16 protein-coding genes are annotated in these 18,712 nt (G+C 68.7%); 7 read left to right on the top strand and 9 right to left on the bottom strand.

The genetic code is table 11. The features are described from left to right. Positions 1-16 precede the first annotated feature (16 nt). The 3 genes from ACOYR3_RS20505 to ACOYR3_RS20495 all read right to left on the bottom strand — a co-directional run bounded on the left by ACOYR3_RS20505 (position 17) and on the right by ACOYR3_RS20495 (position 3,934). Positions 17-970: a sugar ABC transporter substrate-binding protein gene (locus tag ACOYR3_RS20505; protein ID WP_422844143.1), complete on the bottom strand. Its 954-nt coding sequence runs from the start codon at positions 968-970 to the stop codon at positions 17-19. A gap of 391 nt (positions 971-1,361) precedes the next feature. Beyond that, positions 1,362-3,047, bottom strand: a complete 1,686-nt coding sequence (locus ACOYR3_RS20500; protein ID WP_422844142.1) for an AMP-binding protein — start codon at positions 3,045-3,047, stop codon at positions 1,362-1,364. A gap of 137 nt (positions 3,048-3,184) precedes the next feature. Further along, positions 3,185-3,934: an FFLEELY motif protein gene (locus ACOYR3_RS20495; protein ID WP_422844141.1), complete on the bottom strand. Its 750-nt coding sequence runs from the start codon at positions 3,932-3,934 to the stop codon at positions 3,185-3,187. A gap of 118 nt (positions 3,935-4,052) precedes the next feature. Between ACOYR3_RS20495 and ACOYR3_RS20490 the strand changes: the two genes are divergently transcribed. Continuing rightward, complete coding sequence (locus ACOYR3_RS20490; RefSeq protein ID WP_422844140.1) at positions 4,053-4,949, top strand: esterase/lipase family protein; 897 nt, start codon at positions 4,053-4,055, stop codon at positions 4,947-4,949. 971 nt (positions 4,950-5,920) lie between these two features. On the opposite strand, the gene phhA is transcribed toward ACOYR3_RS20490, so the two are convergent. From phhA to ACOYR3_RS20465, 5 genes are all read right to left on the bottom strand, one after another. Then, the gene (gene phhA, locus ACOYR3_RS20485; protein WP_422844139.1) at positions 5,921-6,760 is read right to left on the bottom strand and encodes a phenylalanine 4-monooxygenase; all 840 of its coding nucleotides are present in this window, start codon (positions 6,758-6,760) and stop codon (positions 5,921-5,923) included. A gap of 62 nt (positions 6,761-6,822) precedes the next feature. Then, entirely contained in the window at positions 6,823-7,791 is a 969-nt protein-coding gene (locus ACOYR3_RS20480; protein WP_422844138.1) for a Bug family tripartite tricarboxylate transporter substrate binding protein, read from the bottom strand. An 83-nt stretch (positions 7,792-7,874) separates the two neighbouring features. After that, positions 7,875-8,993: a 4-hydroxyphenylpyruvate dioxygenase gene (hppD, locus tag ACOYR3_RS20475; RefSeq protein WP_422844137.1), complete on the bottom strand. Its 1,119-nt coding sequence runs from the start codon at positions 8,991-8,993 to the stop codon at positions 7,875-7,877. A gap of 500 nt (positions 8,994-9,493) precedes the next feature. Continuing rightward, positions 9,494-10,489 (bottom strand): lipase secretion chaperone, encoded by a 996-nt coding sequence (locus tag ACOYR3_RS20470; protein ID WP_422844136.1) that lies wholly within the window; start codon positions 10,487-10,489, stop codon positions 9,494-9,496. Continuing rightward, entirely contained in the window at positions 10,486-11,418 is a 933-nt protein-coding gene (locus ACOYR3_RS20465; protein WP_422844135.1) for an esterase/lipase family protein, read from the bottom strand. The genes ACOYR3_RS20470 and ACOYR3_RS20465 overlap by 4 nt, the downstream gene beginning before the upstream one ends. 163 nt (positions 11,419-11,581) lie before the next feature. On the opposite strand from ACOYR3_RS20465, the gene ACOYR3_RS20460 reads away from it, so the two are divergent. The 6 genes from ACOYR3_RS20460 (at position 11,582) to fabB (ending at position 17,672) form a co-directional block, all read left to right on the top strand. Then, positions 11,582-12,064: an Lrp/AsnC family transcriptional regulator gene (locus tag ACOYR3_RS20460; protein ID WP_422844134.1), complete on the top strand. Its 483-nt coding sequence runs from the start codon at positions 11,582-11,584 to the stop codon at positions 12,062-12,064. A 205-nt stretch (positions 12,065-12,269) separates the two neighbouring features. Continuing rightward, positions 12,270-13,007: a GNAT family N-acetyltransferase gene (locus ACOYR3_RS20455; RefSeq protein WP_422844133.1), complete on the top strand. Its 738-nt coding sequence runs from the start codon at positions 12,270-12,272 to the stop codon at positions 13,005-13,007. A gap of 99 nt (positions 13,008-13,106) precedes the next feature. Beyond that, the gene (locus tag ACOYR3_RS20450) at positions 13,107-13,982 is read left to right on the top strand and encodes an HlyC/CorC family transporter (protein ID WP_422844132.1); all 876 of its coding nucleotides are present in this window, start codon (positions 13,107-13,109) and stop codon (positions 13,980-13,982) included. Then, positions 13,982-15,601: an apolipoprotein N-acyltransferase gene (gene lnt / locus ACOYR3_RS20445; RefSeq protein ID WP_422844131.1), complete on the top strand. Its 1,620-nt coding sequence runs from the start codon at positions 13,982-13,984 to the stop codon at positions 15,599-15,601. Before ACOYR3_RS20450 ends, lnt begins: the two co-directional genes overlap by 1 nt. Positions 15,602-15,927: 326 nt before the next feature. After that, positions 15,928-16,452 (top strand): 3-hydroxyacyl-[acyl-carrier-protein] dehydratase FabA, encoded by a 525-nt coding sequence (fabA, locus tag ACOYR3_RS20440; protein WP_422844130.1) that lies wholly within the window; start codon positions 15,928-15,930, stop codon positions 16,450-16,452. Continuing rightward, on the top strand, positions 16,449-17,672 hold the full coding sequence (gene fabB / locus ACOYR3_RS20435; RefSeq protein WP_422844129.1) for a beta-ketoacyl-ACP synthase I: 1,224 nt from the start codon (positions 16,449-16,451) through the stop codon (positions 17,670-17,672). Before fabA ends, fabB begins: the two co-directional genes overlap by 4 nt. Positions 17,673-17,694: 22 nt before the next feature. On the opposite strand, the gene ACOYR3_RS20430 is transcribed toward fabB, so the two are convergent. Beyond that, positions 17,695-18,648 (bottom strand): N-carbamoyl-D-amino-acid hydrolase, encoded by a 954-nt coding sequence (locus ACOYR3_RS20430; protein ID WP_422844128.1) that lies wholly within the window; start codon positions 18,646-18,648, stop codon positions 17,695-17,697. Positions 18,649-18,712 lie beyond the last annotated feature (64 nt).

The following is an 18,712-nucleotide window of genomic DNA, read 5'->3' as shown; positions in this document are numbered from 1 at the left end:
GCCGACCCGGCAGGGCTTACTTGCTGTCCTTGGTCACCAGCACCACGTCGGTCTTCACCGTGGCGGGCAGTTGGTTCTGGGGCGTCTTGGCGGCCAGGGCCTTCTGGGCCAGCTCGATGCCGAACACGGCCTGCTTGGCGGCGTACTGGTCGGCGGTGGCCAGCACGCGGCCGTCCTTGAGCATGGGCTTGATGGCGTTGATGTTGTCGTAGCCCACCACCTGCACCTTGCCGGTCTTGCCGGCGGCCTTCACGGCGGCCACGGCGCCCAGCGCCATGCTGTCGTTGCCGGCCAGCAGGGCCACCAGGTCGGGGTGCTCGCGCAGCATGCCGGCGGCCACGGTGTTGCCCTTTTCAATCTCCCACTGGCCGGACTGCACGCCCACCACGGTGATATTGGCGGCCTTCATGGCGTCCTGGAAGCCCAGGGTGCGCTGCTGCGCGTTGAAGGTGGTGGAAACACCTTCGATGATGCCCACCTTGTCGCCGGCCTTCAGGCTCTTGGCCAGGTAGTCGCCCACCAGCTTGGCGCCGGCGCGGTTGTCGGGGCCCACGAAGGGCACGGTGATGTTCTTTTCCTTGAGCGCATCGGCATCGAGCTGGTTGTCGATGTTGACCACGATCACGCCTTTGTCGATGGCAGCCTTGACGGCGGGCACCAGGGCCTTGGAATCGGCCGGGGCCAGCACGATGGCGCTGGCCTTCTGTGCCACGGCCTGCTCGACCATCTTGATCTGCGCGGCGGTGTCGGTCTCGTTCTTGATGCCGTTGGCCACCAGCGTGTACTCGCTGGCGTGCGCCTTCTGGTGCGCCTTGGCGCCGTCTTCCATGGTGCGGAAGAACTCGTTGGCCAGCGACTTCATGACCAAGGCGATCTTGGGCTTGTCCTGCGCGATGGCCGGGCTGGCCAGCATGCCGCCCAGGACGGCAAGGGCGGCGGCGGTTTGAAGGGAACGGCGGGTGAACTGCATGGTGTCTGTCTCCAGGTTGGAATGGTGGACGAAGGCAACCGACAGTGGCGCGAAGGCCGCGCCCCCGGCGTGGGAAAACGCCGGGGTGCGCAAAGCCTGTTGCCTTGTCGCCCGCCGATCATAGCGAAAGCAAACGTTTGCGCAAACGTTTGCTGCTCGGTGATAACCCCAACACGGGGGTATGCGTCAGCGCGTTGGTGAGGGGGGCGTGGCGGGTGGCCGCCGGGGAGGGTGGCTGGCCGCAGGGCTGTCTGCGGCGGCGGGCGCGCGGGTGCGGCCCGCTGTATGCGCAGGGTAGCCAGGCGTCCTGGCGTGGGAGAGGGGTGTGGTGGCTACCGGCCTCCGCCAGCGGCCGTTGCGGCCGCCCTCCCGGGCGGGGCTGCCGCGGCGCTCAGGGGGCGGCTCTCAACTGCCGCCGCAGGATCTTGCCCACGTTGCTCTTGGGCAGCTCGTCGCGGAACTCGATGTACTTGGGGCGCTTGTAGCCGGTGAGGTTGTCGTGGCAGTAGCGGATCACGTCGTCCTCGGTCAGGGCGGGGTCGCTCTTGATCACGAACACCTTGATGGACTCGCCCTGCTTCTCGTCCGGCACGCCGATGGCGGCACATTCCATCACGCCCGGGCACAGGCTGATGACCTGCTCCAGCTCGTTGGGGAACACGTTGAAGCCGCTCACCAGGATCATGTCCTTCTTGCGGTCGATGATGCGGGTGAAGCCCCGTGCATCCATGATGCCGACGTCGCCCGTGCGCATGAAGCCGTCGGCGGTGAACGCCTTGGCGTTCTCCTCGGGCTGGTTGTAGTAGCCGGTCATCACGTTCGGGCCGCGGATGCAGATCTCGCCGGACGCGCCCTGGGGCAGGCTGTTGCCTTCGTCGTCCTTGATGGCAATGTCGATGCCGGGCAGCGGCAGCCCGATGGTGCCGCTGAACTCGGTGCTGTCCACCGGGTTGTTGGTGCCGATGGCGCAGGTCTCGCTCATGCCCCAGCCTTCGATCATGGTGCTGCCGGTCACCTTCTGCCACTGCTTGGCCGTGCCCTCGCTGGCCGCCATGCCCCCGGCCTGCGACACGCACAGGTGCGAGAAGTCCAGCGTCTTGAACTGCGGGTTTTGCAGCAGCGCGTTGAACAGCGTGTTCACCGCCGGCAGCATGTGGAAGGGGCGCTTCTTGAGTTCGGCGATGAACTTGGGTATGTCGCGCGGGTTGGGGATCAGCGTGAGGCTGGAGCCCTGGCGGATGGCCAGCAGGCACAGCGTGAGCGCGAAGATGTGGTACAGCGGCAGCGCGGCGATGGAGTTGGCCTTGCTGAGGTCGCCGATCTTGGCCAGCGCCGGGGTGAACCAGGCCTCGGCCTGCAGCGTGGCGGCCACGATGTTGCGGTGGGTGAGCACCGCGCCCTTGGAGAGGCCCGTGGTGCCGCCGGTGTACTGCAGGAAGGCAATCGAGTCGAGCGTGGCCTGGCTGGGCGCGAGGGCCTTGCGCTCGCCCAGCGACAGCGCCTTCTTGAAGGTGACCACCTTGCGGCCGCCCGTCAGCGGCAGGTCGTAGGCGGGCACCATCTTGGCCAGGTGGCGCACGGCAAACGTGATCCAGGTGCCGAACACGGCGCCCAGCAGGTCGCCCATGGACGCCATCACCACATGCTGGACGGCGGTGTGCTCCACCACCTCGGCCAGCGTGTGGGCGAAGTTCTCCAGGATCACGATGGCGGTGGCGCCCGAGTCCTTGAGCTGGTGCTCCAGTTCGCGCGCGGTGTACAGCGGGTTCACGTTCACGCAGGTGTAGCCCGCGCGCAGCACGGCGGCCATGGTCACGCCAAACTGCGGGATGTTGGGCAGCATGATGGCCACGCGCGCACCGGGCGCGAGGCCCAGGCTCTGCAGGTAGGCCCCCAGCGCGGCCGAGCGGCGGTCCAGCTCGCCATAGGTCATCCACTGGTCCATGCAGACCGAGAACGGGCTGCTGGCGTGCTTGCGAAACGACTCCTCCAACAGGTGGGCTACAGAGCGGTATTGCTCGGGCTGCACGTCGTGGGGAACACCCGGGGGGTAGCTCTTGAGCCAGATTCTTTCCATGCGCTTGGTTCCTTTTGTTGTTCTCCGGGGGGCTGCGCAGCCGGGGCGCTGCAGGCGCGTGCCGGGGTGCCGCGGCCCCCAAGGGGCTTGCCGGTGAAAGGGTGGGCACCGATTGTGGAAGCGCCCGGAGCCGCCCGTTACCGGGCTTGTCCTAGGGTGCGGGCCAGTTCGGTCTCGCAGGCGACAGGGGCTGCGTGGAACAGCAGCTCCATCAGCGCGGTCTCCCGCTGTTCGATGGCGGCCAGGAACTGCTCCACGCCGCCGCGCTGGCGGGCAAGCTGGCCGAAAGTGTCGAACCCGGCTTCCAGGAACGTCTGCAGCGCGCCCATGCCGGCCGCCTGCGCGGGCCTGCGCATCATGCGCAGCATGGTGCGCAATCCCGGCGTGCGCGTGAGCCGCGCCAGATCAGCGCCCATGGCCTGCACGCGCTGCAGTTGCTCCTGCCGGCCGTGCTGCTGGCCCACGGTGCGCCAGGCGGCGGCATAGCGCGCTGCGGGACTCAGGCCCTGGCCGCCGTCCGGCTGCGCCAGCCAGGCCCGGCCCATGTCCTGGTCCAGCGCCTCGGTCTGCGCGTGCAGCACGGCCAGGGCCACGGCCGTGGCCACCACGGGCTGGGGAAACAGCGTCTGCAGCGTGCCGGCAATGCGGCCGAACTGGTGGTCGCGCTCGGTGTAGTCGCTGTCGCCGTACAGCTCCTCCAGGAAGAACCGCGCCGCGGGGCCGGCGGCGGGCGACGCCAGCAGGTCCGCGTAGGTGCCGCGAAAGCGCCGGGCCTGCAGGGTCTTGATGTGCCCCACCGCAGCGCCCAGCGCCGGGTCGCCCGCGCGGTGCAGGCGCAGCGCGGTCACGTCGGCGATGGCGTTGCGGATGGTCTGGGCGGCATCCATGGGAGGGCTTTCTTGGGGCGGGTTGTCGCGCCAGCGGTTGCGTGCGGTGGCAGGCCGCACAATGCGGCGCTGCGTTCTCTTTGTTCGTTCATTCATTACACCATCCGAAAACCACACCATGATTGCGCGCTGGCAAAGGGCTTTCGTTCTGTTCACCCTGGCCGCCATGGCGGGCTGGCTGGCGTGGCAATGGCCGCAGTCGCCCGGGCGGGCGGTTCTGGGCGCGGCGTTGCCGCTGGGCATCTACCTGCTGGTCATGGCGCTGGAGTTTGCGCTGATGCACGCGGCCAACCGCCGTGACGCGGCCCCCCGTGCCCGCCTGCCGCAGGTGCTGGCGGCCTGGTGGGCCGAGGTGCGAACGGGGCTGGCCGTGTTCTGCTGGCGCCAGCCGTTTCGCCACCGCGCCCTGCCCGACTGGCTGCCCGCGCAGCCCACGGGCCGGCGCGGCGTGGTGCTGGTGCACGGCTTCATGTGCAACCGCGGGCTGTGGCTGCCCTGGCTGCCGCTGCTGCGCGAGCGCGGCCACGCGCACGTGGCCGTGAACCTGGAGCCGGCGATGGGTTCCATCGACGCGTACGCCAACATCATCGAGGACGCCGTGCGCCAAGTGACCGCCGCCACGGGCCAGGCCCCGGTGCTGCTGTGCCACAGCATGGGCGGGCTGGCGGTGCGGGCGTGGCTGCGGGCCCACCAGGCCGATGGGCGCGTGCACCGTGTGCTGACGCTGGGCACGCCCCACGGCGGAACGTGGCTGGGCCGCTTCAGCCGGGCCGTGAACGGGCGGCAGATGAGCCTGGCGGGCGACTGGGTGGTGGCGCTGCAGCGGGCCGAGCCGGCGGGGCGGGCGGCGCTGTTCACCTGCTGGTATTCCAACTGCGACAACATCGTCTTCCCGGCGACCACGGCGGCGTTGGCGGGGGCGGAGCACCGCTTCGTCGAAGGGGTGGCGCATGTGCAGATGGCGTTTGATCCTGGGGTGGTGCGGGGGTGTCTGGAGGAGATCGGGCGGGGGTAGGGTTTTGGGTGTTTTTGGGCTCTAGCGTTTGTCTGGAGGGCGCTGGCAGCTATGTTTTTGATAGTTTTGCGGTTCCGGTAGCCGGCTCGGGGTGAGCGTATCGAGGCTGGGGCAATCGCTCGCTCGCGGTTCTGGGCGGCGTGCTTGTGCGGAGGGCGGGAGCCGGGATGCGCGCCCGGCGGCGCGGTGACTTTCTCTTGTTTCGCCAAGAGAAAGTCACCAAAGAGAAGGCGACCCCCAGTCTGCGACCCCTGCGCTGCGCTCCGGGGCAAACCTGCGGCGGGGCGGTTGCGGGGTGCGCCGTGGAACTCGCTTTGCGCTGGCGCGCGCCGCTCGGACAACCACGGCGAGTCAGTTGACGAAGCACGGGCGCTCCGACGCCCGTGCCACCCCGCAACCGCCCCGCCGCAGGCGCAGCCAGCAGGGGTGGGACAGCCGAACAGCCAGCCGGGCCATCGCTACGCTCGGCCTGGCGCCGCGCGGCGCAAAGCGCCTGCGCCCTTTGGGGCCGAGCGCAGCGATGGCCCGGATGGGCTCCCCGGGTTCCCTTCAGGATGTGCCGAGGAGCGCAGGGCAGGGGGCGTGTGCGTGTGCCGCAGGACACACGCACTTCGTGCTCTGACTCACCGCAGTTGTTCGAACGGAGCTGCGAAGCAGCGCAGTGAGTTCTGCGGTGGCGCCCCCTGACCGAGCACCGCAGGTTGCCCGGAGCAGAGCGGAGGGACGCAGCCTGTAGGGTCGCCCTTTCTTTGGTTCCTTTCTTTCGGCGACGCGAAAGAAAGGGACTCGCCGCCGGGCGACTCCCGGCCTCCGCCTTCGGCGAGGGCATGCAGTGCAGATTTGGGAGCGAGCGATAGTGCCCCGGCTTCGACAAGCTCAGCCCGAACGGTTGGCGAAAAACCAGGGGCTACGAAATCAATAGCTGCCAGCGCTTTCCACATAGGCGCTAGAGGCCCTTTTGATAAAAAAGATCAGGCCGCCACAGCGTCCCGCTCATCCGCCGCAAACTCCGGCAAGCCCCGCAGCCGCTCGTAGATCGGCGCAAAGTCCGCCGCCGTCATGTCGAACAGCTGCTCAAAGCTGTCGATCACAAAATACGTCTGCTGGTAGGTGTCGATCTTGTAGCGCGTGCGCATGGTGCGCTCCAGCTGCAGCGGCAGGCGCTGGGGCTCGGGGCTGCGCACCGAGTGCGCCAGTTCCCCCGACGAGCTGAGGATGCCCGCGCCGTAGGCCCGCAGGCCGGCGGGCTCGCGGATGAGGCCGAACTCGATGGTGTACCAGTACAGGCGGCTGAGCATCTCGCAGGCGCCCAGGCCCTCGGCCTTGAGGCCGCCCTGGCCGTAGCGCTGCACGTAGTCGGCAAACACCGGGTTGAACAGCAGCGGCACATGGCCGAACAGGTCGTGGAAGATGTCCGGCTCGACGATGTACTCGAACTCCTCGGGCTTGCGGATCCAGTCCGTCACCGGGAACTTGCGGTTTGCCAGCAGCGTGAAGAAGGGCACTTCGGGGATCAGCCCCGGCACGCCCACCAGCTCCCAGCCGGTGGCCTGGTACAGCCGTTCGTTGACTTCCTCGAACCGCGGAATGCGGTCGCGGGCGCCCAGCAGGGGCAGGGCGTCGATGAAGGCCTGGCTCGCCAGGCCGGGCAGCAGCGCGCACTGGCGCTCGTAGAGCCTGCGGTAGGTGTCGTGGTCCGCCTCGGTGTAGCTCGCGTAGTCCTGCGGGCAGGTGTAGTCCGCGCTGGCGCGCGAGTAGTCGCCACGGGGCGGGCGGTTGGATTGGCCGTAGACGACGGGGGCTTGTCCCATGTTGGTACTCCTGTGCCGCCGTGGCCGCGCGCCGGACGGGCGCGCTCCTGCCCGTGCGGCGGCTAATCGATCTTGATCTTTGCGGCCCGGATCAGGAATTCGTACTTGCTGTTTTCCGAGCGCACAAACTGCGCAAACCCGTCGAGCGTGAGCTCTTCAGGCGCGATACCCATCTTCTTGAACTTCTCCTTGCCGGCCGGCGACTGCATGGCGTTCAGGAACGCGGTGGCGTAGCGCCGCGCGTCCGCATCCGGCAGCGTGGCCGGCGCAAACAGGCCGAACCAGGTCGACACGTTGAAGCCCTGCACGCTCTCGTTGATGCTGGGAACGTTGGGCAGGGCCTCGTTGCGGCTGAGCGTGGTCACGCCCAGGGCCAGCAGCTTGCCGGACTGGATCTGGGGCAGGGCCGACGCCAGGTTGTCGAACACCAGCAGCACCTGGCCCGACTCCAGCGCCGCCAGTGCGGGCTTGGACCCCTGGAAGGGGGTGTGCCCCATCTTGGTGTTGGTGAGCGACTTGAACATCTCGGCCGAGATGTGGCCGATGCTGCCGTTGCCGCCCGAGCCGTACTTGAGCTGGTCGGGGTTCTTCTTGAGGTACTGCACCAGGTCGGGCGTCGTCTTGATGCCCAGCTTGCCTGCCTGCTCGGCGTTCACCACCAGCACGTTGGGCGTGCGCGCCACCAGGACGAGGGGCTTGAAGTCCTTGAGCGGGTTGTAGGGGAAGTTCTTGTACAGCCAGGGGTTGACCGCGTGCGTGGCCACGGCGCCCATCAGCACCTGGTTGCTGGTCTTGGAGGCCTTGGCCACCTGGTCGGCGCCGGTGTTGCCGCCCGCGCCCGGCTTGTTCTCCACGGTGATGGCGCCCAGCTGGGCCGCGGCGCCTTCGGCCAGGATGCGCGCCGAGGTGTCCAGCGGCCCGCCCGCGGGGTACGGGACCACCAGCTTGAGCGGGGCGGAGGGGTTCTGGGCCAGGGCAGAGGCGGCCAGGCAGGCCAGGCCAACACCGAACAGGAGGCTGCGCAACGACATCGGGAATCCTTGTGAGTTCCAGGGAGCGCGCAGTATAGGCATCCGTTCAGGGTTAACCCTTGACCTTGTAGGGTCAGGCGTCCTCAGGCGTTCTGGTTCAGGACGCCGCGGCGGATCTGGTCGCGTTCCAGCGATTCGAACAGCGCCTTGAAGTTGCCTTCGCCAAAGCCCTCGCGGTAGTCGCCGCGGCGCTCGATGAACTCGAAGAACACCGGGCCCAGCATGGGGGTGGAAAAGATCTGCAGCAGCAGGCGGGGCGTGCCGTCGGCCGTGGTGCCGTCCAGCAGGATGCCGCGCGACTGCAGCGCCGCCACGTCGGTGCCGTGCCCCGGCAGGCGCGTGTCCAGCATTTCGTAATAGACATCGTTGGGCGCGGTGGCCAGCGGCACGCCCGCCAGGCCCAGCTTGTCCACCACCTCGGCCAGGTTGTCGCAGATCAGCGCGATGTGCTGGATGCCCTCGCCGTTGAACTGCATCAGGAACTCCTCGATCTGGCCGCCGCCCTGCTTGGACTCCTCGTTCAGGGGAATGCGGATCTTGCCGTCTGGCGCCGTCATGGCCTTGGACGTGAGGCCGGTGTACTCGCCCTTGATGTCGAAGTAGCGCAGTTCGCGGAAATTGAACAGCTTTTCATAGAAGCCGGCCCAGAAGCCCATGCGTCCGCGGTACACGTTGTGCGTGAGGTGGTCGATCTCGTTCAGGCCGTGGCCCGCGGGGCGGCGGTCCACGCCGTCGATGAACTCGAAGTCGATGTCATAAATGGACTTGCCGTCCTCAAAGCGGTCGATCAGGTACAGCGGCGCGCCGCCGATGCCCTTGATGGCCGGCAGCCGCAGTTCCATGGGGCCGGTGGGGATCTCGATGGGCTGGGCGCCCAGCGCCAGCGCGCGGTTGTAGGCCTTGTGGGCGTCCTTCACGCGGAACGCCAGGCCGCAGGCCGACGGGCCGTGCTCGGCGCCAAAGTAGGCGGCCTGGCTGTTCGGCTCGCGGTTCAGGATGAAGTTGATGCCGTTCTGGCGGTACAGCACCACGTCCTTGGAGCGGTGCTTGGCCACGGGCGTGAAGCCCAGTTTTTCAAACACGTTTTCCAGCAGGCCGGGCGTGGGCGAGGTGAATTCGACAAACTCGAACCCCATCAGCCCCATCGGGTTCTCCCAGGCGGAAACTTCTTGCAGGGCAGCAGAGGGCAGGGCGGCGTTCATGGGGTGCGTCTCCGGAAAAGTGGTTGTAGAACAACGCACTGTAGGGGCGTGCACCGTCATGATTCCGGCGTACTGCGTCCCGAAGTTGCTGCAATGCGCAGGAAACTTGCGCGCCGTCAAGGTGTGGCGCGCGGCGCCGTCGTAATCTGGACGGTTTGCCGCGGCCCCGGAGCGCGCCGGAGGCAGTCGGGCCTGCGCGGCCCGGACGGCCTTTTCCTTGCGCCGGACCTTAGAACCTGTTCAAGGTCTTTTCGGGGATCGCATTGGAGTGCCATCGGGATGGGTGGATGCTTCGGATGCGCCGCATGGGCTCATGCCCATGCAAGCAGCCGGGGCGTGCACCCGCCCGATTTCACTCCAACCCTTCGGACAAGCGCCTTGCCGGGCGGTCTGCTGCGTTGCGGCGCTTGCCAATAGCCGGGCTATTGGCTGCGCACCGCGCCTTGCATCCCATCCCGGCAAGGTGCTTGTGCGACCCCGAAAAGATCTTGAACAGGTTCTTACCGCGCCGCGGCCGTGCGCAGGGCCAGGGCGGCGTTCAGGCGCAGCTGTTCCTGGGGGCTGAACAACTGATCGCGCAGGGCGCCCAGCTGCGCGGGGTTGCGCCCCTCGGCCCGGGCCTGCGCGTACTGGTCCACCCGCTGTTGCCAGGCCTGCTCGTCGCGGTCCAGCTGCGCCAGCGCCAGGGCGGCATCGTTGCCGTACGCGGCGGCGCGTGCCGTGTGGCGGGCGTAGGCGTCCAGCCCTTGCTGCTCGAAAGCCTGGGTCTGGGCGGCGGCCACCAGGTGCTCGGTGGCTTCGCGGCGCTGTGCACGTTGCTCGGGCGGCAGCAGGGTTTCCTCGGCGTCCTTCAGGGCACGCTGCTTCTGGGCGTCGCTCAGGTCGGGGTTGTGCAGCACTTCCAGGCGGGCCAGGGTGTAGTGGTCCAGCTGGTCCTCGCGGGCAAACAGGGCGTCGTATTCCTCGGGAGCAAAGTGGCGTTCGCGCACGCCGCGCCGCGCGTCCAGCACCCGGCGCAACGCGCGCGGATCGTCCGGCCCGGCCCCGGGCAGCGCGCCCAGGGCCACGCGGTAGTCCACGTAGCGCTGGGCCAGTGCCAGGGCGCGGGCGGTCAGCGGGGGCGGGAAGTGCTTGGCGGCCAGGGCCTCCAGCCGCTGCTTGAGGGCCTCCGGCGTGGCGGCATCGCCCGCCTCCAGCAGCAGGGCCTCCAGGCGGGCGCGCAGGTCGGGGGTGAAGAACGGGTCTGCCGCAGCCGCCCGGGCCTCGGTGCCTGCCACCGCGGGGGCGCCGCCGGCCGGGCTGGCACCGCCCGCCCCGGTGCCGGGCAGGGCGGCGTGGAGCGCGGGCCTGGCTCCGGCGGCAGTGGCCGGGTCTTGCCCGCTGGGGGCCGGCGCGCGGCCCAGCCACCACGCGGCCAGGCCCATGGCGGCCAGCACCCCGGCGGCCAGGGCCCACCGGGCACGGGCGGCGGGGCGCGGGCCGGCGGGCTGCCTCACAGCCCGGCCTTCTGGAGCCGGTTGGCGTGCTGGCGGTACAGCGCCACCGGGTCGGCCGAGAACCAGTCGCGCAGGCCCACCATCTGGTTGACCTCATCCAGGTGGTTCTGGCGGTAGTCGCCCAGGTGCGTGCCCAGGCGCGACGAGCACGCCGAGACCAGTCCGTCGTTGGCCTCGCCAAACACCCATCCCAGGGTGACGAGGAAGGCGTCGGTGGGGTCCAGCAGGTTGGTGCCGGTGCGGGTGCCCGTCCAGGAGTAGTAGCGCACGCCGTTCACCAGCTCGGGGCCACTGCCGCAGCCACTGGGCAGGCCCTGCGGAAAGCGCTGGTTGAACTGGGCGGCGCCAGCGGTGGTGAGCGAGTCCAGCGCGGCCGTGGGCATCTGCGGCAGGCCCGTGCCCCCGGACAGCAGGTTGATCATGCCCACCAGCGCAGAGGCGGCGGCGTTGGCCACCGCCTCGCTGACCGAACCGGCCGGGGCCACGCCGCGCACGATGTCGGCCACGCGCGAGCCGCGGTTCACCCCCGCCACCGAGGTGGCCGAGGCCACCAGCTGCGGCGCCACGCCGGCGACGTAGCGGATGGTGGGGCCGCCGTGCGAATGGCCGATCAGGTTGACCTTGGAGGCGCCCGTCAGCGCCAGGATGGTCTTCACCTGCGCCAGCAGCTGTTCGCCGCGCACCTCGGTGCTGTTGGCGGCTGACACCTGGGCTACATAGACCTTGGCGCCACCCTGGCGCAATGCGTCGGGCACGCCGTAGAAGTAGTCCACGCCCAGCAGGGAGTCGAAGCCGAACAGGCCGTGGACCAGCACGATGGGGTAGCGGGTCTGGGTGTACCCGCTTTGCGCGTGGGCCGCGCCCGCCGCAGCAAGGCAGCACAGGGCCAAGACGAATTGCCGCCACAGGCGGCGCAGGGATGCGTTCATGGGTTGTCTCCGGTGTGTTGTCGTTGTACTCACAAAAAAGAACGGTCGTTCGTTTTTGTACGGAGAATTGTTAGGGAGGGTCGGTAGCTGTCACTATCGGGACATACCCTGTCATGCTGCACAAGTGGATGGATGGCGCCAAATCTTCGTAAAATATTGCGCCATGACCCCTGAAAGCGCACTTGACAAGCTCGATGTCGCAATTTTGCGCCGTCTGCAGGAGAACGGCCGGGAGACGTACGACGTCATCGGCGCGCAGATCGGCCTGTCGCCCAGCGCGGTGCTGCGGCGGGTCAAGCGGCTGGAGGAGTCGGGCGTCATCGACCGCTATGTGGCGCTGGTGCGGCCCGAGGCCGTCGGGCTGGGGCTCACGGCGTACCTGAACGTGCGGCTGGAAAAGCACACCGAGAGCCACAAGCGCAACCCCATGGACCTGTTCCGCGCGAGCGTGCAGACTTGGCCCGAGGTGGTGGAGTGCGCGTCCCTCACCGGCGAGATGGACTACCTGCTGCGCGTGGTGGTGGCCGACATGGCCCACTACAGCCGCTTCATCATGGACACGCTCCTCAAGCACCCCAGCGTGCAGGACTGCAAGACCAGCTTCGTGCTCGACCGGGTGAAGGCCACCACGGCCGTGCCGGTGTAGGCGGCCCTGGCTGAGCGCCACCTCTGGACGCCGCCTCCGGGCGCCACCCGCCGCGCCCCGGCGACACCGGGGGCTTGCCCCGCAAGAGGGCCCGCTATACGCTGCGTCTCCCAAAAGGCACGGCATTCCAGGCGTTTCCCTCTAATTTGTTGCGTTGCAACATTTTTGCTGGAAATGATCAGGGAAAACCCTTATATTCCCCGGCATGTATGCAACGAAAGACTGGCTCAAGGCATCCTGGCACGCCGGCCGGGACATGCTGCGCCCTGTCGCGGGCGGCCCGGCTGCCAATCCCATCCGCGCCAAGCAGGAGGTCCCCGTGATGGTTCCAATTCGGGCTTTGGGCCCTTCTTACCGCGAGCGGATCGCGCAGCACCTGCTGCAGCTGGAGCCCGCCGACCGCTACCTGCGCTTTGGCTACGCGGCCAATGACGAGCAGATCCGCCGCTACGTGGAGCAGCTGGACTTTGACCGGGACGAGATCTTCGGCATCTACAACCGCCGCCTGGAGCTGATCGCGGTGGCCCACCTGGCCTTCTCGCAGCACCCGGAATACCAGCACTGCGCGGAGTTCGGCGTGTCGGTGCTCAAGAAGGCGCGTGGCCGGGGCTTTGGCGCCCGGCTGTTCGAGCGCGCGGTGATGCACGCCCGCAACGAGGGCGTCAACATGGTGTTCATCCACGCGCTGTCGGAGAACACGGCGATGCTCAGGATCGCCCGCAACGCCGGCGCCACCGTGCGCCGCGACGGCTCGGAATCCGAAGCCTACCTGCAGATCGTTCCGGGCAGCCTGGACAGCCGCATGGCCGAGATCGTGGAGCAGCAGTTTGCCGAGGTGGACTACCAGATCAAGAAGCAGGCCAAGCAGTTCTGGGATTTCCTGGCCAGCGTGCAGGAAGTGCGCAGCGGCGTTCGGGACGCACGCCACCAGTCCGCCGAATAGCGGCCCACCGGCCGGCCCGCGAGGGCCGCCGGCAGCGCGGGAGGTGGCCCGTCATGACAATCCGCTATCCTAGGGGCCTGTTCACTACCGCACACGACAGTGTCCGATCCCCACCCCGGGCGCCCGCCCGAAAAGGAAGACAAGCGCACCTTCTTGCAGAAGGTCGCCGAATTCATCCACCCCGGTCCCGATTCCATGCAGGAGCTGATCGAGACCCTGGCGGAGGCCGAGGACAACGAGGTCATCGAGCCCGAGTCGCGCGTGATGCTCGAGCGCGTCATCCGCATGGCCGACATGACCGCGGGGGACGTGATGGTGGCGGCCCCGCGCATGGACCTCATCAACATCGATGCGCCCTATGACGAGCTGCTGCACCTCGTCATCAACACCGCGCATTCCCGCTTTCCCGTGTACCAGGAGCGGCGCGAGAACATCATCGGCATCCTGCTGGCGAAGGACCTGCTCAAGCTGCAGCGCGCTCCCGAGCTCAACATCCGCGCGCTGCTGCGCCCGGCCGTGTTCGTGCCCGAGAGCAAGGGCCTGAACGACCTGCTGCGCGAGTTCCGGGGCAACCGCAACCACCTGGCCATCGTCATCGACGAGTTCGGCCGTGTGGCCGGGCTGGTCACCATCGAGGACGTGCTGGAGCAGATCGTCGGCGAGATCGAGGACGAGTTCGACATCCCCGAGGAAGACGGAGACATCTTCGGCCTGGCCGACCGCACCTACCGCGTGAGCGGCGACACCTCGGTGGAGCGCGTGGCCGAGGCTTTCGAAACCCAACTGCAGGGCAGTGACCCGCAGGCCGGCTTTGACACCATTGGCGGCCTGATCGCGCACGAGATGGGCCACGTGCCGCGGCGTGGCGAGCACCTGCAGCTGGGCGGCCTGCACTTCGTGGTCCTGCACACCAAGGGCGGCGCGGTGCGCTGGTTCAAGGTGTCGCGTGCCGAAGCCGCTGGCGCCGGCGGCTGATGGGACCGGCCGCCACCACACGGGGCCTGCCGTGGATGTTGCAAGCGCTGCTCGCGGCCGTGGCCGGGGCGGCGCAGGCCGCCTCGCTCGCGTGGCCGGGCAGCGGTGCGCCGTTGTGGTGGCTGCAGGGGCTGTCGATGGCCACGCTGGCCTGGCTGGTGCGCCCCGGTGCGGCCGGGCGGCCGACCTGGCGCCGCGGCGCGGCGCTGGGGTGGCTGTTTGCCACGGCATGGCTGGCGGGGACCTTCTGGTGGCTGTTCATCTCCATGCACACCTATGGGGGCCTGGCCGCCCCGCTGGCGGTCGCGGCGGTGCTGGGCCTGGCCCTGTTCCTGGGCAGCTACTACGCCGTGGCCTTGGGGCTTTTTTGCCGCCTGGCGCCCGTCCACCGTGCGGGGGCCGCTATCACTTTCGCAGCGCTCTGGCTGCTGGCCGAACTGGCCCGCGGCACCTTGTGGACGGGCTTTCCCTGGGGCGCCGGGGGCTACGCCCACGTGGACGGGCCCCTGGCCGTGTTTGCGCGCTATGTCGGTGTCTACGGCGTGGGGGCGGTGGCGGCGCTGCTGGCGATGCTGGCGGTGCAGGTGCGGCGGCGGGACCTGCGCAACGGGTGGGCCTGGGCGCTGGTGCTGGCGCTGGCCGCCTGCTGGGGCGGGGCTGCGGCGCAGCGCTTCTGCGCGGTCGAGCTGTGCCACACGCCCGCCCAGCCCCGGCCCCCGGCCCTGAGCCTGGAGCTGCTGCAGGGCAATATCCCCCAGGACGAGAAGTTCCAGCCTGGCAGCGGCGTCCCCGTGGCCCTGCAGTGGTATGCCGAGGCCCTGCGCAACGCCCGGGCGGAGCTGGTGGTGGCGCCGGAGACTGCCATCCCGCTGCTGCCCCAGCAGCTGCTGCCCGGCTACCTGGAAGGGCTGCAGCGGCGCTACGCGGGCGGGGGCCAGGCGGCGCTGCTGGGGATTCCGCTGGGCGACGAAGTGCAGGGCTACACCAACTCGGTGCTGGGCCTGGGGCCTGGCACGGCGGCAGAGCCCTACCGCTACGACAAGCACCATCTGGTGCCGTTCGGCGAGTTCGTCCCGCCGTTCTTCAAGTGGTTCACGGCCTTGATGAACATTCCCCTGGGCGACTTCAACCGGGGCGCGGTCGGCCAGCCTTCCTTTGCCTGGGCGGGCCAGCGCATTGCGCCCAACATCTGCTACGAAGACCTGTTTGGCGAGGAGCTGGGCGCGCGGTTCATCGACCCGGCGCAGGCCCCCACGGTGCTGGTGAACCTCAGCAACATCGGCTGGTTTGGCGATACCCTGGCCATCGACCAGCACCTGCACATCAGCCGCATGCGCTCGCTGGAGCTGGAGCGGCCCATGGTGCGCGCCACCAACACGGGCGCCACGGCGGTCATCGACCACCGGGGCCAGGTCACCCACCAGCTGGCCCGGACCACCCGCGGCGTGCTGCGCGCCGAGGTGCAGGGCCGGGGGCTGGACGCCCGCACGGGCTGGCAGATCACGCCCTATGCCTGGTGGGTGTCGCGCTGGGGCCTGGCGCCGCTGTGGATCGCCGCAGGGCTGGCAGCCGCTGGCGCGGCGCTGGCTGCGCGGCGGCGCACGGCGGGCGGGAACTGATCCAGGTCAATGCGCGGGCCCTGGTGACCTGCCCCGGCCCTGGGTCAAACGCCGGGTGGGGCGCCGCACCCTGGATAATGGAGCCCCTCAAGGGATCCTCTGCGCGAATCGTCGCGCCGTGTGCATCTGCGGTCTCGGGGGGGCTGCTGCGCAAGCAAAGCCTCGCAATAGCTGCGGCTATTGCTGCGTTTTGCGCCTTGCAGCCCCTCCCGATCCGCAGCGCACACTTTCCGCTCGATGCGTGCAGAGCATCCCAGGCGGGGCCTTGATTGCCGACAACAATGACTTGAAAGCGGGCACACCGCGGTTCTGGAGCACGACTGAAGATGGCTGATTCCTTTTCCTACGAACAACTGATTGCCTCCGGCGAGGGGCGGCTGTTCGGCGCTGACAGCGGGCGCCTGCCGCTGCCGCCCATGCTGATGTTCGACCGCATCACGCACATCGACAGCGATGGGGGCGCGCACGGGCTGGGGAAGATTCGGGCCGAGCTGGACGTCAAGCCCGACCTGTGGTTCTTTGCATGCCACTTCCAGGGCGACCCGGTCATGCCCGGCTGCCTGGGGCTGGATGCCATGTGGCAGCTCATCGGCTTTTACCTGACCTGGCTGCGCCTGCCGGGCCGTGGCCGCGCCCTGGGCGCGGGCGAGGTCAAGTTCACCGGCGAAGTGGGGCCTGACGTGAAGCTGGTCACCTACGAAATCGACATCAAGCGCGTGATCAAGCGCAAGCTGGTCATGGCCATCGGCGATGCCCGCCTGCTGGCCGACGGCCAGGAAATCTACGTCGCCAACGACCTGCGCGTGGGCCTGTTCAAGCGCGAGGGCGACGACAAGGACGCAGCACAATGACCACCAAGAAGCGCGTAGTCATCACCGGTGCCGGCATCGTCTCGTGCATCGGCAACGACCTGGCCACCGTGGAGGCCTCGCTGCGGGCCGGCAAGAGCGGCATCAGGGCCGTGGAGAAGTTCAAGGAGCTGGGCCTGCGCAGCCAGGTGGGCGGCGCGCCTGAGATCGACATCGAGGCGCGCATCGACCGCAAGCAGCTGCGCTTCATGGGCGATGCGGCCGCGTACGCGCAGATCGCGCTGGAAGACGCGATCCGGCAGGCCGGCTTGACGCCCGAGCAGGTCAGCCACCCGCGCACCGGCCTCATCATGGGCTCGGGCGGCGGCTCGCCGGCCAACCAGATCGAGGCGGCCGACACGCTGCGCGAAAAGGGCATCCGCCGGGTGGGGCCGTACCAGGTCACGCGCTGCATGAGCTCCACCGTGTCCGCGTGCCTGGCCACCAACTTCAAGGTCAAGGGCATCAACTACTCCATCACCTCCGCCTGCTCCACGTCGGCGCACTGCATCGGCGCTGCTGCGCAGCAGATCGCCTGGGACGTGCAGGACGTGATGTTCGCGGGCGGCGGCGAAGAGCTCTCCTGGGGCATGTCGCTGCTGTTCGACGGCATGGGCGCCATGTCCAGCAAGTACAACGACACGCCCGAGAAGGCCTCGCGCGCCTACGACGCGAACCGCGACGGCTTCGTGATCGCGGGCGGCGGCGGCGCCGTGGTGCTGGAGAGCCTGGAGCATGCCCAGGCGCGCGGCGCGACCATCCTGGCCGAGGTGGTGGGCTTTGGCGCCACCAGCGACGGCGAGGACATGGTGGCCCCGTCGGGTGACGGCGCCATTGCCTGCATGAAGCAGGCCATGGAAGGGCTGGACGCCCCCATTGACTACATCAACACGCACGGCACGTCCACGCCCGTGGGCGACATGCAGGAAGTGCGCGCCATGCAGGCGCTGTTCGGCGACAAGGTGCCGCCGTTCTCCTCCACCAAATCGCTCACCGGCCACTCGCTGGGCGCGACGGGCGTGCAGGAGGCCATCTACTGCGTGATCATGCTGAACCAGGGCTTCATCGCCGGTTCGGCCAACGTGGAAACGCCCGACCCGGCCCTGGGCTCCATGCCCCTGGTCACGCAGACGCGCGACGCCCAGCTGACCACGGTGCTGTCCAACAGCTTCGGCTTTGGAGGCACCAACGCCAGCCTGGTGCTGCGCCGCTGGGGCGCCTGAGCTCCTCTCTCCGCCCGCCCCGTCAGTCCCGCCAGGGGCTGCCGTCGGCGGACAGCGTCTCGCCCTTCTTTTGCACGATCAGCCCGTAGCACTCGGGGTGGCGGTGCAGGTCGAAGTTGAAGGTGGTGCGCTTGTACACGGCGCAAAAGTCCAGGTCGCAGCGGCCGAGCACCACCTCGTCGTCGCGGGTGGTGCAGCGTGCCACCACCTCGCCCGACGGCGCCACCAGCAGGCTGCCCGCGATGCTGTCCACCCCTTCCTCGATGCCGCCCTTGGCCACGCTGGCCACCCAGCAGCCGTTCTGGTAGGCGCCGGCCTGCACGGACAGCTGGTTGTGGAACAGTGACAGATCGTCGTGCTGGGGGGCCGGTGCGTTGTGCACCGGCGTGTTGTAGCCAATGAAGATCATCTCCGCGCCCTGCAGCGCCATGACGCGGTAGGTCTCGGCCCACCGGCGGTCGTTGCACAGCGCCATGCCCACGGTGCCGCCAAAGGCCTGGTACACGCCAAACGAGGCGCCCGGCTTGAAGTAGCGCTTTTCCAGGTGCTGGAACCGGCGCCAGGGCTCGTGCTCGAAATGGCCCGGCACATGGATCTTGCGGTACTTGCCGACGGTGCGGCCCGTGCGGTCGACCAGGACGGCGGTGTTGTACCGCGTGAGCTGGCCGGCCTCCTCGGCCAGCTCGGCGTAGCCCAGGTAGAAGCCCACGCCCAGCTCGCGCGCCAGGTCAAACAGGGGCTGTGTCTCGGCGCTGGGCATGCTGCGCTCGAAATAGCGGTGCAGCTCCTCCGGATCTTCCAGGTACCACCGGGGAAAGAAGGTGGTCAGCGCCAGTTCGGGGTAGACGATGACGTGCGCGCCCAGGCTGTGGGCTTCACGCATCATGGCGCACAGGCGCCGGACGACGGCGGTGCGGCTGTCGGCGCGCTGGACGGGGCCCAGCTGGCCCAGGGCGACGTTGACGGTGCGGGTCATGGGAAGGTTCTTTCTGCAAAATTGATAGCTGCTTGCGCTTATTCCACGGGCGCTAGAGGCTGAT

It is taken from the genome of Acidovorax sp. M2(2025) (assembly GCF_049330835.1).
Lineage (GTDB): Bacteria > Pseudomonadota > Gammaproteobacteria > Burkholderiales > Burkholderiaceae_C > Acidovorax.
Note: the sequence above shows the minus strand (reverse complement) of the source record. Positions and strands in the feature narration are given on the sequence as shown.